The sequence below is a fragment of the Catenuloplanes sp. NPDC051500 genome (assembly GCF_044454585.1).
In the GTDB taxonomy this organism is placed as follows: domain Bacteria; phylum Actinomycetota; class Actinomycetes; order Mycobacteriales; family Micromonosporaceae; genus Catenuloplanes.
Genome location: NZ_JBITDX010000017.1, coordinates 46,194 through 62,738, shown reverse-complemented (window position 1 = coordinate 62,738; position 16,545 = coordinate 46,194). Strand labels below are relative to the sequence as shown.

General features: G+C 68.8%; 19 protein-coding genes. 4 read left to right on the top strand and 15 right to left on the bottom strand.

Translation table 11 applies throughout. The features are described 5' to 3' along the window. Positions 1-60: 60 nt before the first annotated feature. Positions 61-960, bottom strand: coding sequence for a LysR family transcriptional regulator (locus ACIA8K_RS29115; RefSeq protein ID WP_396064860.1), 900 nt, complete (start codon positions 958-960; stop codon positions 61-63). A 286-nt stretch (positions 961-1,246) separates the two neighbouring features. Between ACIA8K_RS29115 and ACIA8K_RS29110 the strand changes: the two genes are divergently transcribed. Beyond that, the gene (locus tag ACIA8K_RS29110; protein ID WP_396064858.1) at positions 1,247-2,275 is read left to right on the top strand and encodes a methyltransferase; all 1,029 of its coding nucleotides are present in this window, start codon (positions 1,247-1,249) and stop codon (positions 2,273-2,275) included. Between the two features lie 69 nt (positions 2,276-2,344). Here the strand turns inward: ACIA8K_RS29110 and ACIA8K_RS29105 are convergent, their stop codons facing one another. The 3 genes from ACIA8K_RS29105 to ACIA8K_RS29095 all read right to left on the bottom strand — a co-directional run bounded on the left by ACIA8K_RS29105 (position 2,345) and on the right by ACIA8K_RS29095 (position 6,415). Next, positions 2,345-4,561, bottom strand: a complete 2,217-nt coding sequence (locus ACIA8K_RS29105) for a putative bifunctional diguanylate cyclase/phosphodiesterase (protein ID WP_396064856.1) — start codon at positions 4,559-4,561, stop codon at positions 2,345-2,347. 202 nt (positions 4,562-4,763) lie between these two features. After that, positions 4,764-5,813, bottom strand: coding sequence for an acyl-CoA dehydrogenase family protein (locus ACIA8K_RS29100; protein WP_396064854.1), 1,050 nt, complete (start codon positions 5,811-5,813; stop codon positions 4,764-4,766). Positions 5,814-5,869: 56 nt separating this feature from the next. Beyond that, complete coding sequence (locus tag ACIA8K_RS29095) at positions 5,870-6,415, bottom strand: flavin reductase family protein (RefSeq protein ID WP_396064852.1); 546 nt, start codon at positions 6,413-6,415, stop codon at positions 5,870-5,872. A 380-nt stretch (positions 6,416-6,795) separates the two neighbouring features. On the opposite strand from ACIA8K_RS29095, the gene ACIA8K_RS29090 reads away from it, so the two are divergent. Both ACIA8K_RS29090 and ACIA8K_RS29085 read left to right on the top strand, forming a co-directional pair. Continuing rightward, a complete protein-coding gene (locus ACIA8K_RS29090; RefSeq protein ID WP_396065111.1) occupies positions 6,796-7,749 on the top strand; it encodes an AraC family transcriptional regulator in 954 nt (317 codons plus the stop codon). Positions 7,750-7,941: 192 nt separating this feature from the next. Next, the gene (locus ACIA8K_RS29085) at positions 7,942-8,199 is read left to right on the top strand and encodes a hypothetical protein (protein ID WP_396064850.1); all 258 of its coding nucleotides are present in this window, start codon (positions 7,942-7,944) and stop codon (positions 8,197-8,199) included. Positions 8,200-8,266: 67 nt separating this feature from the next. Here the strand turns inward: ACIA8K_RS29085 and ACIA8K_RS29080 are convergent, their stop codons facing one another. From ACIA8K_RS29080 to ACIA8K_RS29040, 9 genes are all read right to left on the bottom strand, one after another. After that, positions 8,267-9,313, bottom strand: coding sequence for a magnesium transporter CorA family protein (locus ACIA8K_RS29080; protein ID WP_396064848.1), 1,047 nt, complete (start codon positions 9,311-9,313; stop codon positions 8,267-8,269). An 83-nt stretch (positions 9,314-9,396) separates the two neighbouring features. After that, positions 9,397-9,960 (bottom strand): HAD domain-containing protein, encoded by a 564-nt coding sequence (locus ACIA8K_RS29075; RefSeq protein WP_396064846.1) that lies wholly within the window; start codon positions 9,958-9,960, stop codon positions 9,397-9,399. Between the two features lie 47 nt (positions 9,961-10,007). Beyond that, the gene (locus tag ACIA8K_RS29070; protein ID WP_396064843.1) at positions 10,008-10,544 is read right to left on the bottom strand and encodes an SUKH-4 family immunity protein; all 537 of its coding nucleotides are present in this window, start codon (positions 10,542-10,544) and stop codon (positions 10,008-10,010) included. A 28-nt stretch (positions 10,545-10,572) separates the two neighbouring features. Then, entirely contained in the window at positions 10,573-11,067 is a 495-nt protein-coding gene (locus ACIA8K_RS29065) for an SUKH-4 family immunity protein (RefSeq protein WP_396064841.1), read from the bottom strand. Further along, positions 11,064-11,720 carry a hypothetical protein gene (locus ACIA8K_RS29060; RefSeq protein WP_396064838.1) on the bottom strand — a complete coding sequence of 219 codons (657 nt, stop codon included), beginning with the start codon at positions 11,718-11,720 and terminating at the stop codon, positions 11,064-11,066. Before ACIA8K_RS29060 ends, ACIA8K_RS29065 begins: the two co-directional genes overlap by 4 nt. A gap of 4 nt (positions 11,721-11,724) precedes the next feature. After that, positions 11,725-12,423: a WXG100 family type VII secretion target gene (locus tag ACIA8K_RS29055; RefSeq protein WP_396064836.1), complete on the bottom strand. Its 699-nt coding sequence runs from the start codon at positions 12,421-12,423 to the stop codon at positions 11,725-11,727. Then, the gene (locus ACIA8K_RS29050) at positions 12,420-12,737 is read right to left on the bottom strand and encodes a hypothetical protein (RefSeq protein WP_396064834.1); all 318 of its coding nucleotides are present in this window, start codon (positions 12,735-12,737) and stop codon (positions 12,420-12,422) included. Before ACIA8K_RS29050 ends, ACIA8K_RS29055 begins: the two co-directional genes overlap by 4 nt. 1 nt (position 12,738) lies before the next feature. After that, positions 12,739-13,131, bottom strand: a complete 393-nt coding sequence (locus ACIA8K_RS29045; protein ID WP_396064831.1) for a hypothetical protein — start codon at positions 13,129-13,131, stop codon at positions 12,739-12,741. A 262-nt stretch (positions 13,132-13,393) separates the two neighbouring features. Next, positions 13,394-13,933, bottom strand: coding sequence for a TetR family transcriptional regulator (locus ACIA8K_RS29040; RefSeq protein ID WP_396064829.1), 540 nt, complete (start codon positions 13,931-13,933; stop codon positions 13,394-13,396). On the opposite strand from ACIA8K_RS29040, the gene ACIA8K_RS29035 reads away from it, so the two are divergent. Beyond that, the gene (locus ACIA8K_RS29035; RefSeq protein WP_396064827.1) at positions 13,905-14,579 is read left to right on the top strand and encodes an SDR family oxidoreductase; all 675 of its coding nucleotides are present in this window, start codon (positions 13,905-13,907) and stop codon (positions 14,577-14,579) included. The two genes, ACIA8K_RS29040 and ACIA8K_RS29035, sit on opposite strands and share 29 nt — an antisense overlap. Positions 14,580-14,618: 39 nt before the next feature. On the opposite strand, the gene ACIA8K_RS29030 is transcribed toward ACIA8K_RS29035, so the two are convergent. Both ACIA8K_RS29030 and ACIA8K_RS29025 read right to left on the bottom strand, forming a co-directional pair. Further along, positions 14,619-15,338 (bottom strand): response regulator, encoded by a 720-nt coding sequence (locus ACIA8K_RS29030; RefSeq protein WP_396064825.1) that lies wholly within the window; start codon positions 15,336-15,338, stop codon positions 14,619-14,621. 1 nt (position 15,339) lies between these two features. Further along, on the bottom strand, positions 15,340-16,527 hold the full coding sequence (locus tag ACIA8K_RS29025) for a sensor histidine kinase (RefSeq protein WP_396064822.1): 1,188 nt from the start codon (positions 16,525-16,527) through the stop codon (positions 15,340-15,342). Positions 16,528-16,545 lie beyond the last annotated feature (18 nt).

Here is a 16,545-nt window from a genome sequence, read left to right as displayed (position 1 = left end):
AGCTCCGGGCCGTCTCGGAACGCCTCACCCAGACCCGGTTCCTCCTACCTTTCGCCCAGGCTAGGCCGACCGTTCTGCCAGGATGGCCCGGACGTGGTCGCGCAGCCAGCGGTGTGCCGGGTCGCGATCGTGTCGCCGGTGCCACGTCATCACGATCGGAACATCTGGTACGTCGACGGGCAGCGGTCTGGAGACGAGTCGGTGGGCCGCCATCTGTGTGGCCAGCATGCGGCTGGGCAGCAGGACCACCAGATCGCTTGCGGAGACGACCTGGACGGCTGTCGTCGCGGTCGCGACAGTGAGCAACACGCGCCGGCGCAGGCCGTCCGCCTCCAGTGCCTCGTCGACCGGGTCTCGCAATCGACCACGACGCGACACGATGACATGGTCCAAGCGTACGAACCCGGCGGCCGTGTCGAGGGCATCGGGTTGTGGGTGCCCGTCTCGGACGACGGCGACCAGCCGGTCATGCGCGAGCGTCGACGATCGCAGGTCCGACGATTCCGCGAGGTCGGAGCTGACCCGCAGGTCGACGTGTCCACGGCGCAGGTCGTCGGAGGTCGAACTGGGTTCGGCCAGGAATCGCAGCCGCAGCGTCGCGGCCTCATCGGCGAGCGTACGAGCCAGGCGTGGCGCGAGTACCTCGCTCAGGGCGTCGTTGCACTGCAACGTGTACGTGCGCTCGACCGTCCGCAGGTCGAGGTCGACGACGGGCTGCAGCATCAACTGCGCCCTCTGCACGAGTGCATGGACCTCGGCGCGGACGCCTTCCGCGTAGGGCGTCGCCACCATGCCGCGACCCGATCGCACCAGGATCTCATCGCCGGTCGCCCGGCGAATGCGGGCGAGCGCGCGGCTCATGGCCGGCTGCGACAGGTGCAGTCGCTCGGCGGCCGCGCCGACGCTGCCCTCATCGAGCAGGACATCGAGGGTACGGAGAAGGTTCAAGTCAATATGCATCGAAGTAATGTTAGTTATACGTGACATGCATTTGAAGTTATATCGCGGACGGTATTCGATGATCGTGCGACGACATCGAAGGGATCGAGCATGCGGGCAGTGGCGCGTGCCGACAGGTTCAGCGCAGCGGAACACCGGTTCACCCGGTACCGAGAGCGCAGCTGAACTGTCTGCTCCCGGACGCCGTCGGGTGGCCGAGCACGCAGACCTCTCCGGGTGGTTGGGTGCGCCCGGAACCCGAATCGATGTTCGACGACCAGTTGACCGCTCTACGAGAGGACGCCAGGTGACCGAGGGTCCCCAGCCTCATTCCGTCGACCACCTCGCGGCGATGCAGCAGATGCTCACCGGGTATGAGCTTTCGCAAGCACTGTTCGCCGTGGCCGCGACGGAGATCCCCACAGTTCTCGATCGGGCCGGAACGCTGACCCTCAAAGATCTGGCGGAGAGAGCTGGGGTCGACCACGACGCCTTGGCGCGGCTGGTGCGTCTACTGGTCACACACGGCGTCTTTCACCTCAGCGGAGATCGAGTGAGTTTGACAGAGCTGGGCTCGACTCTGTCCGTGGACCACCCGCGTTCCCTGCACGGCATCGCGATCGGCGCCAAGAATCTGCATTACCTCCCATTCAGCGAGCTGGAGCACACGCTTCGTACAGGACAGTCGGCGGCATCGAAGTTCTATGGAGTCCCTTACTTCGAATGGATCTCCGCCGACCCGGCCCGCACCGCGCTCTTCCAGGGAGCGATGGCCACCTTCATGAAGACCCTGCGCAAAGGGATATTCGACAACTATCGGCTTCCGGCTGGCGAAGTCATCGCGGATATCGGCGGAGGAAGCGGTCATGTGCTGATCGATCTTCTTTCGAGACCGGAAAACGAACATCGCCGAGGAATCCTGTTCGACCTGCCCGAAGTCGTCGACGGCATCCGGGCGGCTATGCCCGCATCCGGCCCCGGCGATCGGATCGAACTGGTCGGTGGCAGCTTCTTCGAGGCGGTGCCGACTGCTGATATCTACCTGCTGGGCTGGGTACTGCACGACTGGAATGACTCTGACGCCCAGCGCATCCTCACCACGATCGCTCGGGCGGCACGTCCGGGCGCGCGTCTGGTGGTCGTCGAAGGCATCGTGCCCGACGGCGACCAAGCACATCCGATCAAGGCCATGGACGTTACGATGCTCGCCATCCTCGGGGGTCAGGAACGGACCGAGGAACAGTATCGACGATTGCTCGCAACCGCCCGGTTCAACGTGGACGCAGTGGTGCCGACCCCAAGTCCTTTCTCTGTCCTGGAGGCAACGTTGCGATAGCGGGACAAGCCCTGTCACGGCACCCGAGTCGCTTGTGGAACCGATCGACGACCGCCGACCGTCGCGTGGTCAGGCCGTGCGGGCTCCGGTGTACAGGGTCTCGGCTGCGGCGGCGGGGTCGAGAGGGCGATGGAAGTAGTAGCCCTGCCCGAAGCCGCATCCCATGTCCGTCAGTAACCGTGCCTGTTCGGCTGTCTCGATGCCTTCGGCGACCACATGCATGTCGAACGCGGAGCCGAGGCGGATGACGGCTTCAGCGATCCGGCGGGCTTTGGCCGTGTCCGCGATGCCGCTGATGAAAGACCGGTCGATCTTCAGGATGCTGACCGGAAACCGTTGCAGGTAGCTCAACGCCGAGTAGCCGGTGCCGAAGTCATCGACGGCTAGGCGGATTCCCCGCTCGTGAAGCGTCTCCAGCCGGGCGAGAGTCTGCTGGTCGGGTTGCAGGGCGACGCTTTCGGTGATCTCGAGGACCAGCCGGTCGGCGGGGAAGCCGGTCTCATCGAGGATGTCGGAGACCACGTCGACCAGGTCCGTCTGCCTGACCTGCAGCGGGGAGAGGTTGACGCTGAGCCTGATCCGGTCGGCACCGGGGATGCTCGTACGCCAGGCGGCGACCTGGCGGCAGGCTTCGCGCAGCACCCACTGCCCCATCGGTACCACGGCACCGGTCTCTTCGGCCAGTTCGATGAATGTGCCCGGCATCAGCAGACCGCGGGCGGGATGATTCCAGCGGACCAGGGCTTCGAACGCGACGATGTCACCGGGCTGCAAGCCGCTGCCGCGGTCGATACCCAGTGCCACCGCCGGCTGGTAGTGCACGACCAGTTCGTCGTTGTCGATCGCGTGGCGCAACTCGGCATCGCGGATGCCCGATTCCAGCTGCGGGGTGTAGAACTCGTACCGGCAGCGGCCTGAGCGTTTCGCGGTGTACATGGCGACGTCGGCTTGGTGTAGCAGTTGGTCCCGGTCGGCGGGATTGGTGGCGTCGAGGACCGCCACCCCGATACTGGCCTCCACGGTGAGCACGACGTCGCCGAGGATGACCGGAGTGCGCAGGGCTTCCACGAGGCGGGCCGCGATCCGTTCGGCGGCCGCCCGGTCGGGCAGGTCGCGCAGGATCACGGCGAACTCGTCACCGCCGAGGCGCCCGGCGGTGTCACCGGTTCGGATCACCGCGCGCAGGGCCACGGCGACGGCCTGGAGTACGGCGTCGCCGGCCTCATGGCCGTACTCGTCGTTGATCGGTTTGAACCGGTCCAGGTCGATGGCCAGCACCGCGCAGCAGCGTCCGGCGCGGGGTGGTGGTGAGGTCAGGGCGGCCACTCGATTGTTGATCATGGTGCGATTGGCCAGGCCGGTGAGCGGGTCGGTCACCGCGAGTTCGCGGTTCTCGTGCAGGACGTACATCTGGCGGGCGATGACCAGGGACGTCATGACGATGGCTCCGATGATCATTCCACCGAGCGGGTAGAGGCCTTGTGCCCGAGCCAGGTATCCGAGCAGGCCGTACGCGAGCGCGATGGCCCCGTAGGGTAGCCAGTTGACTGCTGCTCCGCGACGGTCGGCACCCTCCGACGCGGCGTGATCCTGCCGGTAGGTTTGATGCGCGGCTAGTACCAGCAGGTAGTCGCCGCTGAGCCAGAACAGGTCCGGCCAGGTCCCGCCCACGAAGCCCACGTGCAGCTGCAGATAACCGTAGGCGACATCGGCCGTAACGAACAACGCGACCGCCGCTGCCAGTAGGCGCATCGCGGTGTCGGCCCCCGTGGACCGGCGCATCAGCACTATCGCCAGGGCGAGCACCAGCAGCAGGTCACCGACCGGCAGCGCCGAGGAGAAGACGATCTGGTGCAGCGGGACGTTCTCGGTCACGACGATCGGGCCGAGCAACAGATACCACAGGATCATGAACGTTCCGGCGGCGACGATCAACGCGTCGAGGACCAGCTTGATCCGGTCGATGCGGGAACGGCGGTCGGTCGGCATCACCAGCAGGCCGGTGAACATGAGTGGGACGAACGCGATGAACAAGTAGTCGGCCACGGCCGGATACGACGGGTAGCCCAGCACCGCGTCCTCGATGAACCACGACACCTGCGCGACCATCCGGCAGCCGAACGCGGCGGTGATGAACATCCACGCTCGCTGTGTCCGGGGCGTGCGCTGACCGCGGAGCACGATCCGCAGGCCGAGCACCGTGTACACCAGCGAGATGGGTACGTGCACCAGATCGGTGACGAACCTGCGGGCGTCGTCGCTGCCCCACCGGCCCAGGTAGAACACGAAGAAGACGGTCAGCAGCAGACCCGCGCCGCCGACCGCAGCGGCCGCGACCCTGTTCTCGCTCCGGTGCTCGTGCATCACCCGTGACATCGGCACCACGGGATCGGGGTTGAGTCAAAGTCATGGAACCGCTGCTGCAGTGGATCTACTCCCGGCCGTTCACCGACAACCGAGACCGCGCCGACGGCTTCGCACCCAACGGCTAGGCCGCGGTCAGCGCCCGGCCGAAGCCTTCGGCCGTCAGGTACGCGTTGAGCTGCGGATGGCGGCTCGCCACCGCCATGTCGCGCCAGAAGCGCTGTAGCGGGTTGCCCGCGGCGAATCCGCTGGCGCCGTGCAGGTCGAGTATGCGGTCGATCGCCGCCTGGCAGTCCTTGGCGGCCTGGGACCGTTCGTACTGCATGCGGCTGTTCTCCAGGGCGTTGATGGCGGGTTCCGCGTCGATGCGTGCCGCGAGAGCCAGCATCGTGCGTTGCGCGCGTAGCTGCAGGGCGGCAGCCTCGGCCAGCCAGTGCCGGGCTCCCGGGGATTCGCCCATGCTCCGGTAGGACGTCATGAACGGCTTCCGGGACGAGGCGAACACGGCCTCGATGACGTCCAGGGCACCGCGCGTCGCGCCCACCACGGTCGCCAGTACGGTAAGCCCCCACAGTTGAACGCTCGCGGCGTCGGGCGGGTAGTGCAGGCGTCCACCCGATGCCACCTGGTCGATGGGCACCAGGATGTCATCGGCCACCAGTGAATGGCTGCCGGTGCCGCGCAGGCCGGCCACGTTCCACGTGTGGTCGATGATCAGGTCGGCCGTCGGGACCACGACCAGGGCGAATGCGCCGTCGACCATGGTGCCGAGACAGGCCCAGTCCGCGTCCTCGCACCCGGAGGCGTTGGCCCACCGGCCGCGCAGACGTACGCCGTCCGGTCCGCTCACCCCGATGCCGGAGGGCGCACCGACACCGCAGGACGGCACGTCCGGATCCCGGAACACCTCGTCGAGGAGCGAGTCCGGGAAGTCACCGAAGGTGAGCATGTTCTTGCTGCCGAGGGAGGTGCTCGCGACCCACGCGGTGGACGGGCAGTGGCGGGCCGTCGCGGCGATGAGCCCGGCCACCTCGACGGCGCCCGCCCAGGATCCGCCGTACGCGACGGGGGTGCGGAGCGCGAACGCCCCGGCCTCCCGGGCGGCCTTCAGGCTCTCAGGTGCCAGCCGTCCGCGTTGTTCGGTGTCAGCCGCGTGAGCGGCGAGGATGTCCATCACATCCCCATCGAAGCGCGATCGGCGGTGCGCGGCGATAATCGGTCGGCCGGGATTCATACGATGTCGGACGAGGCGCCGCCCGCCGGGCGGAGCCGGGTGTACCGGCCGGCGTGGTAGACAAGTGGTGCCGCCGACTCGTCGACGTGATGATGGCCGGGCTCCGGGGCGGCGAGCACGATCGAGTGGTCGCCGGCCTCGACGCGATGGACGATCCGGCAGACCATCCGGGCCGCGACGCCGTCGAGCAGCGGGGTGCCGTCCGGCCCCGGCCGCCAGGCGCCGTGCGCGGCGAACCGGTCGATGCCGCTGGTGGCGAACGTACGTGCCACCTGCTCCTGGTCCTGCGCCAGCACGTGGACGGCCACGGTGCCGGCGGCAGCGACGGCGGGCCAGCTGGACGCGGTCCGGGACAGGCAGAAGGACACCAGCGGCGGGTCGAGCGAGACCGAGGTGAACGACGTGGCGGTGAATCCGGCCGGCGGTGCCCCCGGGACGGTCACGACGACGACGACGGCGGCATGCCGGCGCAGCATCGTGCGGAACAGTTCGGCGTCCACGGGCGGACCCGGTCCTTTCCTTTTTGCTGCCGGGACGTTCATGACGTGACCGGCGTGGATGCGGCCGGTGCCCGGCCGAAACCCTCCACCGTGAGGTCCGGCGGCGACACGGACTCGATGACATCCAGGGCACCGCGCGTCGCGCCCACCACCGTCGACAGTGCACCGAGTCCCCGGAACTCGACCTGTCGGGTATCCGGCGAGCCTGAGTGCCGAGGGGGAAGGCCCCCGGCCGACCTCGCGGCTTCGTGGCCGGCCGTGGCCGGTCGGCCGCGTTGCTCGGTCTCCGCCGCGTGCACTGCGAGGGTCTCCATCACGCCTCCCACCCAAACGCGCCAGGCGGCCCGCGGCCATACGCGGCAGGCCCGGATACATACGAGGCAGGACCGCCCTTCCGCGGCCTTTACGATCATGCGGTGGACATGATCAGCGAGGCGATCGGCGCGCTTCACGCGGGGCGCCCGTTCGCGGCGCGGGCCAGCAGGCAGGGCGAGTGGGGCTTCCGCCTTCCCGGTATCGGCGGCATGGGCTTCCACGTCGTCGTCGGTGGTGAGGGTTGGTTGACCACGGCTGCCGGGCCACCGCGCAGGCTGCGTACCGGCGATGTGGTCCTGGTGCCGTATGGCACGGAACACGGGCTCAGCCACAGAGCGACGTCGCGGCTCGGTGAGCTGCCCATGATGCTGGAGCCGTCGTGGAGCGAACCGGCGGGCGATTCCACTCACATCGACCTCGTCCTCGGGTGCTACCGGCTCGACCAGCCCCGGCTTCAGCGGTTCGTCCGGGATCTGCCGCCGGTCGTGGTGATCTCGCTGGACCAGGACCGCCACCCGGAGATGCGGGCGCTGATCGAGATGCTCTCGGCGGACGTGTCCGCGGAGACGCCCGGGACGTCGGCGACCAGGGCGGCGCTGGTCGACCTGACCTTGGCGCACGCGCTGCGTCACGGCTGGGAACAGACCCGCCACGGCATGTCACCCGTCGTCACCGATCCGGGCATCGCGGCGGCGATCGAACAGATGCACCTCCACCCGCAGCGGCCGTGGACGCTGCAGAGCCTCGGCGAGGTCGCGGGCATGTCGCGCACCACGTTCAAACAGCAGTTCACCGCCATGGTGGGTACGCCGCCGATCGGCTATCTCATCGAGTGGCGCCTGGCGAGCGCTGCGCGGGCCCTGCGTGAGTCGGCCGCACCGCTGGCCGTGATAGCGCGGCAGGTCGGCTACTCCAGCGCCTACGCCTTCGGGAACGCGTTCCGTCGCCGATTCGGTGTGTCGCCGGGCCGCTTCCGGCAGCGGGCCACCGCCGTACCGGCGATGACGGCGGCGGCCACCCGTACCGACCTGGACGTCGGGGGTGTCGAAACAGCCGGATAGGAGTCGGCATCACGGACGTTGACATCGGGCGTGCGCTGCGGTCCGTACCGGGACTCGTCGGCCATGCCGGCCGGTGGTGCGGGGCGATGCCTCCCGCCACCGGCGTCAAGGCGCCGTGAAGAAGAGCGCGGGCGCCGTCAACATCACGTAAGGCGGCTTCCGCACCCGCGGCCCCGGGCGCATGGTCGGGACATGACGCTCACCGACATCCTCCCGACCCTGCGCGCATCGTTGCGGGCGCACCTCGACGGCGGTGTCTGGCCGGCCTCGGCCCGCTGGGGTGAGCACGGTGAGCTGCTGATCGACGGGGTACCGGTGACCGCGCTCGCCGAGGCGTACGGCACGCCGGTGCACGTGCTGTCCGAGTCGCAGGTCAGGAGCCGGTGCCGCCGTGGTGGGCGTGGCGGAGGGCCGGACGGAGACGCTGGTACGCCGGGAGAGCTTCGATGACCTGCTACTGCGCGTGAGCTGAAGCGGACGAGGCGGGGCCGTCCGGTGCGGGCTGCCCGCCGCCTCGCTACAGCCAGCCCCGCCGCTTGAACGCCCAGTACAGCGCCATGCCCGCCGCGGCCATCAGCACCAGCGCGAACGGGTAGCCGAACGCCCACCTCAGTTCCGGCATGTGGGTGAAGTTCATCCCGTACGCGGCCGCGACCAGCGACGGGGCGAAGAAGATCGCGGCCCAGGCGGAGATTTTCTTGACCTCCTCGTTCTGCGCGTAGCTGGCCTCGGTCAGTTCCCGTACCCGCTCGTTCTGGGTCTGGCCGACAAGCGTCGACCGCAGCGTGAGCAGGCTCTGGTAGAAGCCGATCACCCCTTGCAGGTATTCGCGCTGCCCGTCGGTGATTCGCCGGACCCGGGTGAACCGGTCGGCGGTGTCCTCCACGGACCCACGGTGGCCCTTCGGCAGGGCGGGAAGCGTCGCCATGTGGGTGTAGAGCGCGCCGCTGAGCGCGGCCATCGTCCGTACCGTCAACAGGCCGTGCCGGGCCCGGAAGAGCTCGGTCAGGAACGCCTCCGGTTCGGCGACGTCTCCGCCGGTCACCTGCTGCTCCAGGGCCCAGACGTCGGTGGTGACGTGCTCGACGTACTCCTCCTGATTGCGGATCAGCGCGGCGACGATCGCGTGCGACAGCGCGGCCGGACTGTCCGGGCGCAGCCGCCCGCCGTCGATGCGGTCGCGCACCGCCCGGGTCTCCCGCTCGGCCGCCTCGGCGGTCACCGCCGGGTTGTTCGGCCCGTGCACGGTGACCAGGTAGCCGCGGCCGATGAACTGGTCCAGCTCCAGGTAGTGCACATGGCCGCGCTCGCCGCGTTCCGGCGCGTGCAGGACCGCGAGGACGTGATCGTCGTAGGCGTGCATCTTCGGCACCCGGTTGCGTTCCCGGCAGTCCTTCACCGCCAGGCGGTGAAAACCGAAGACCTCGGCCAGCACGTGTACGGCCGTGTCGTCGCAGTGCGGAATGTCGACCCACACGAAGCCGTCCTGCTCCGTGAGCAGCCGTGCGAGGTCGTCGACGGTGTGCCGTGCGGCCCCGTCCTCGGTGATCTTGAGGATGTGCACGCAGGCCAGCATGCGGCATCCCGACCGTACCCCCGGCGGTTTTTCACGGTATTTTGACGTTGATCGTGATCAGTGCGACACGGTTAATCCAGCGTCTCCTCGCCGCCTGGACCGCCCGGCCCGCCGCCGCCGGCCCGGCGCAGCCAGTCATCGAGAGCGGCGTAGTCGGCATCGGTGAGGCCCAGACGGGGGTCGACTCGGTGAAGCAGGGCGTGTCCTGGGTGATGTGTTGACACCCACGCGCGGTCAGCGTCGGTGATTTCGTCGTCGACCCAGACGAATGGGCGTCCTGCGGCGAAGTCGACGAGGGCGCGGGTCTTCCAGTGCAGTCCGTTTCGCCCGTCGTGCTCGTCGGTGTCGGTTGGCTCCGGCCAGATCACCACTGCCAGCTGCTCGAGACCGATCAGCGGCGAGATGGTGTCGTTCGCGTCGTCCATCCAGGTCGTGGCCCAGACGAGATCGCATGGCAGCGCGGCCAACCGGGGACCGTGTTCGGGATTGATCCTGCCCAGTAGCGGATGCGAGCCTGTCTCCCGTCGTTCGGTGCCCGTCTGGTAGTTCGGATATCGCTGCGGTGTGCCACCGAAGGGAATGAGGGGTCCGTCAACGTCGAGGAAGAGCAGCGGGCGCACCGCGGAGCCGGTCACGGCGGCACGATATCGGTTCATCCCGGTCGGCCCGAAGCTGAACGGCGCTACCTTCCGGTGGACTCCAGTTGACTGAACGCCATCGGCCACCATGCCTCTGGATCGGCGAAAGCGGCGGGGTCCAGGGATTCAAGTCGGTCGTGAAGCTCCATCGCGCGGCGGGCGCGCTCGCGGCCGCCGGGGTCGGTGGCGATCAGCTGACCGAGCCGGAAGAGGAACTCGACGAACGTGGCGTAGCTGCTGTTGCACAGCTCCAGCGCGGGTGTGCCGAGGTCGAGCAGGAGTACGGCGCCGGTGGCGGCGTTCAGGCAGAACAGCAGTTCGTCATCTCTGGGTGAGGCCCCGAGGACGATGAGTTCATACTCCTCGTCACCGACTTCCAGCTGCAGGTGGGTGTACACCTCGATCTGGGAGTGCGCGATGACGGTGGTGAAGAGGATGGGTACGTCGATCGGCTGTGCGCCGTCGGGTGGGAACAGCTCAGGGCCGAGCGGGCCGAGGACAGCGTCGAACTTGTCGAGCGGAAAGTGGATCAGGTTGCCGTCGCCCCATAGTGATCGCAGCTCGGCATAGGTGACGCTCATTGCGCTCCATTGCGTGGTGGTGAATGTGTTAGTTGATGGCGCCGGCGCGGCGAAGCAGCGGTTCCCACCGTACGTCGGCTGCCAGGTTCTCGTATTCTGCGCCGAGCAGGAAGCGGTCGGCGAACTCGACGGCGTCGGCGGCGACCGGCACGAACTCGGTGCTGTCCCACCAGGTGACGCTGGTGTCCGGGAACCACCAGATCCGGCCGTCACGCCGGTCGAGTAGCAGCGGTGCCTCGTCGATCTCACCGATGACCAGCCAGCGGTCGGGGTCGTCGATGATGGCGGGGAATTCGGTGGCGACCTGGAGGGTGCGCTGGCTGGAGGGGATCTGCGTGGTGCTGAAGAGCCGCACCGAGGCGGTGACGAACCCGTCCATGACCTGCAGCACCTCTCGCAGCCCGGCGGGCAGGGCCGCGGAGACGTCGGCGGCGGGGTCTTTCGGGCCGAATACGCCCGCTCTGCCGTCAGCGGCGATGGTGGCGCGGACCGCTTCCGCTTTCCGGCGGACTTCGTCAATCATTCGTCGACAATCCTTATTCGAATCGGTGTGCCGTCGGCGATCTTATCCCTCACGATGGCGAGTCGTATCTGTTCACCCACGCCACGGTTCGTTTCAGCGTGCAACATGCGCAGGTTCTCGCGGACGTCTTTCCCGCCGAGCTGCAGCTCGTGCACATGGTCGGCCTGCGAACCGTAGACGCGGCTGAGCAGCCGGTTGCGGAACTCGGGAACGTGCGCATACACCGTCTCGATACGGTTGAGCAGATCGTACTTGTGGTCGAGCGTCAGGTTGGGGTCCCGAGCGCCGGGGTTGGTGGCCTTGTAGAGCGCGCCTTCCTCACCCAGATCTTGAAGCGCCCTGGCCTTGCGGATGAACTCTGCGCGGTTGTAGCCCTCGTCCATCCTCAGCTCGATGGTGACCGGCTCCTTGGTGTGGTCCGGACCATCCACGTACGTCTTGTTCGGATCACGTGTCTTGACCGGCAGCCGTCCGCGGCCACGGCCGTGTACCACCGTGATCTTCGCGTTGTCCAGCGCGACCCGGGTGTTGGACGCGGGCCTGGAGCCGCTGGCACGCGGCCTTCCGCCACCTTCGGCCGTCGATCCCTCGTCGCCGTCGCCCCTCGGTCTGCTGCTTCCGTCGCCGCCGTGGGTCCCCGGTCTGGTGGCCACCCGGTCAGCCCATCAGCTTCGCGAGGTTGCTGATGCTCGTGTGCAGGGCGGTGGTGTAGGTCAGGATGCGGCCCGCCCACTTCACCACCGCAGCGGCTATCTGCATGGCGATCACCGGCAGCGTCACGACGAAGATCGCCTCGACGGCCCAGACGATGACGCGGGCCACCAGGTCGGCGATCAGGTCACGGACGATGTCCCGGGTGAACTGCACCAGGTTGCCGGCCCCTTCGGTGGCGATGGACATCGCCAGCGCGATCGAGCCGACCTCAGCGAAGCCCTGCACGTTGTAGGACATCATGCCCTGGTACGCCGCGGCCGCGTCGCCTTTCCAGTCCGGCACGTCGCCGGCCAGGTGCGACTGGAGGTTGCGGCCCATCTGGTCCAGCGCCGTCGCCATGTTCGTCCAGGTGGCCGCGTGCGAGGCGACCACGTCCGGCATGCCGGTCAACGCGTCCAGCATCTCGCGTAACGGCTCGAAATACTCCATCGCCCAGCCGAGGCCGTTCGCCAGCAGCGCGCTGAACGGATCCATGGCAGAGGAGACCACGTCGAGCCCGAAAGCCGCACCGGCCAGCAGATCGTCGACCCAGCCCTCACTACGTACCGCGTCGACCAGGTCCTCGAACCCGTCAGCAAGCGAGGCACCGGTCCACGCCTCACGCGTGGAATGAACCGGTGCGACAAGCGAATCGTCGCTCACCGCAGCCGGCCTTCGATCGCGAGCAGGCCTTTGGTGGTGTCCGCATCGACCGCGTCATAGGCGTCCGCGGTCTCGCGTAGCCCATCCGCCGCTATCTGAAGGTTCTCCTCCAGATAGGCGACCACCTCGTCCCACGGCTGATGCCGGGCCTCGAGAATCGCGGAGATCCAGCCACAGAGCAGTCCGTACGCCTGATCGTCGCGCGTGATGTGCGAGCTGGCCCCTTTGACCGCAGCGAACTGCTCGCGCAGCGCATCGAGGTTCCGGGCGTGCATACGGATCTGCTCCGAGTCCGACTCCCAACCGGCAGCCATGTCAGTGCTCCTGTGACCCGTGCGGATCGACCTGGTGCGGCCGCCGCGGAACGCTGTCTGCGATCGCGCGGGCCGCGACAGACTCGGCGATGACTTCCTGTGGCTGGTCAGCGAGCTGCGCGGCGGCGTCACGGATCAGGGTCATGACGGCCCGGGCGAGGAGGTCCGGCGCCGCCTGCGAGGCGGATCGGCCGAACGTCAGATCGACCGGGTTGCCGGTGACCTCGGCTGGACCATTCGCGTCGCCATGCGTCACGCGGAGTGCGGATAGTCGCGCGCTCATCGCCCGTGTGCCGGCGGCTTTCTTGTTGATGCCGCCCTTCCACGCGTACATCCGGGCAAGCGCGCTGTCAGGGTCGAATGCATCGCCCAAGCGCAGGAAGACAGCCGCCAACGCATCCCCCGAAGTCGTCCCGTCTCGTACCGTGCCCGAGCCTAGCAAGGCACGCCAAGCGGTCATTCCGATCCAGCTGGTCGTCGGTGGGCGGTGGCGGCCTACTACGGGGGAGTGCCGCCGAACACGCTCTCACTGCCCGTCTACAGGCAAATGCCTCCCATCCGGTCCTGTATAGGCGGTCGGCGCGGGCGTGCAACCGACGCACCGCCCACCCACGCGTACCGGTCAGCGCCTATCGGCCGTGCGGCGGAGGTTCCGCCTACCGGTCCGGAAGTTCGGGTCTCGGGGTGACGAGCAGGCGGGCCGCGTGGGTGACGGCGGCGCGGGTCTGGTCCGCGGAGTCGTCGCCGAGGACCATCCGGGTGATCTGCGGGGAGGTGATCGGCCAGTTCGCCAGGGACAGCAGCGTGAGCAGCAGCTGGGGCGCGGGCAGGTCGGCGGCGATCACGCCACGCTCCTGGGCGGACGTCAACCGGGCGATCTTGTCCTGGTAGACGACCGCCCGGACGGACTCCCCCGGCACGGAGCCGGCGTCGGCGAGGGACTCCCAGGCGAGCAGCCGGGTCAGCTGCGGATGCCGGAGCTGGTAGTCGTAGGTGCGCCCGGTGAACTCCACGAGGTCGTCCGGCGAGTCGGCGCTGAACGGCACGCTCTCGACAATGCCGGCGAGCTGTTCCTCCAGGATGGCGTCGAAGAGCTGGGCCTTCCCGCCGTAGTTGCTGTAGAGCCGCTCCTTGTTGACCCCGGCCCGGGCGGCGATGCGCTCGACCGTGCTCGTCGTCGGCGCGTCCCGGACCATCGGGCTCGGCTTGGCCGAGCAGCTGCTGCGCCGCGGCTGGACCGTCATCGGCACTGTGCGCGGCACCGCGCGCACTGCCCTGCACGACCTGGCCGACCGCTCTGATGGCCGGCTCACCGTTGAGCGCCTCGAGATGACCGACGCCGACTCCCGGGCGGCGCTGCGAGACACGCTCGCCGGCACCACCCTCGACCTGCTGCTGGTCAGCGCCGCCATCACCAACGGCGACCAGCCGATCGGCGACGTGGACGAGGCTACGTTCACCCAGGTCATGACGGTCAACGCCTACGCGCCGCTGCGCGTCGTCGAAACGCTGCTGCCGCTGGTGAGCCCGACCGGCACGATCGGCGTGCTGTCCTCCAGCCAGGGCAGCCTCACGCTGAACACCCGCGGCGGGCATGAGGTCTACCGGGCCAGCAAGTCGGCGCTCAACCAGCTGATGCGCAGCTTCGCCGCCCGGCACGCCGGCGACGCGCGCCCCCTCCTGCTGCTGAACCCCGGCTGGGTCCGGACCGAGCTGGGCGGCCCGGAGGCGCCGCTCAGCATCGACCAGAGCGTCCCCGGCGTGATCGACACCGTTCTCGCCCAGCACGGCACGCCCGGTCTGCGATTCCTGGACCACCGCGGCCAGACCGTGCCGTGGTGAGCCCCTTGCCCTAGGACATTCGGGTGTTCGCGACGCCATTCACTCGCGTCTGCCTATCGCTTCGTCACGTGACGTCCGGGGCATCTCGTTCCGTCCCGGCCGCACCAGCCCGGTCTCGTAGCCCAGCACGACGGCCTGTGCGCGGTCACGCAGACCCTGCTTCATCAGGATGCGGCTGACGTGGGACTTCACCGTCTGCTCGGCGATCACCAGGTCAGCGGCGATCTCGTGGTTGGAGAGCCCGCCGGCCATCAGCGTCAGGATCTCGCGTTCCCGCGCGGTCAGGCTGGATAGCCGATCGCCCGGCTCCGGGCGCATCGGGCGCGCGCTGACGAAGTGTTCGATCATGCGCCGGGTCACGCTGGGGGCGAGCAGCGCCTCGCCGGCGGCCACGACCCGGACGGCGGCGGCGAGTTCCTCGGGCAGGGCGTCCTTGAGCAGGAACCCGCTCGCTCCCGCGCTCAGCGCCTCGTAGATGTGGTCGTCGATGTCGAAGGTCGTCAGCATCAGCACCTTCGGGACGTACCCGTCGGGAAAGGTGGGGCTCAGCAGGCGCTTGGCGGCGGTGAGGCCGTCCATACGCGGCATTCGCACATCCATGAGCACCACGTCCGGCCGTTGCGCGCCGACCACCTCTATCGCGGCGTACCCGTCGGCGGCCTCCCCGACCACGTCGAGGTCCGGCTGGGCGGTCAGGAACGCGACCAGTCCCGCCCGGACTACGGGCTGATCGTCGACGATGACCACTCGGACGGCCACGTCACCACCGTCCCGTCGTGAGCGGGATCGTGCCGCGCACCAGGAAACCCCCGTCGGCGGTGGACTCGGCGCGCAGCCGGCCGCCGAGCAGCGCCGCCCGCTCCCGCATGCCCACCAGGCCGTGCCCGTTCGCCAGGGGATCACCAGGCCGCCCCGCGAGGCCGGGCCCGTTGACCACCTCGACCGACAACTCCTCCCGCATGACGTCGAGGCTCACGTCGATCGGCGCGCCGTGGGCGTGCCGCACCGCGTTGGCGAGGGCCTCCTGAACGATCCGGTACGCGGTCAGGCCGATCGGGACGGTTATCGCCTCGTCCGTCAGGTCGCCGTCGACGTGCAGCCGCGCCACCGCGCCCGCCCGTGTCACCGCCGCCACGAGGTCGGCGACGTCCTCCAGCTGGGGTTGCGGGGCCACGTCCGTGCCGGCGTGCTGGTCGCGCAGCACCGTGAGCACCTGCCGCATCTCGGCGAGTGCCGTGCGGGTCGCGTCGGCGATGCTGTCGAACTCCCGGCGGGTGGGGTCGTCGAGTTGCGGCAGCCGGTAGGCGGCGGATCGCGCCTGCACCTGGATCACGGACATGCTGTGGGCGACGACGTCGTGCAGCTCACGCGCGATCCGCGAGCGCTCCTGGGTCAGGACACGGCTCGCCTGTTCCAGTTCCGCCCGGTGACGCGCGTGGGTCAGTTCGGCCCGGATCGCCGACCGCTGACCGGCGAGCACGGAGACCACGAGCACCAGCACCGAGTTGGACGCGAAGACCGTCAGGTTCGCGCCCCAGTCCTCCACGGGCACCGGGAGGGCGAGGACGAGCGCGACCGACACCGTGGCGGACAGCAGCCAGGCCGCCAGGCCGCGTCCCCATCCTCCGTGCCACCCGGCCACGGCGATCACGCCGAGTTGCGTGAGCAGACCGGGCACGGACCACGGCCACGCCGCGTCACTCGCCCCATGCGCCAGTACGGCGAGGGCGCACGCCGCGGCCGAGGAGACCCCGATCGCGATTCCCGGCCACCGGATCAACAGCGGAATGCAGGCACAGTGCGCCAACGCCAGCACGAAGGCCGGGACGACCGCGATCCCGTGCCCGCTCACGTACACGGGCACACTTATGGCGAACAGCGCCAACGCCACCGAGCGCACCACTGAGGTCAGCACGACTCCGGGTTTGTTCGTGGTGAGGTCGGACATCGGGCTCCCTGCTGTGGA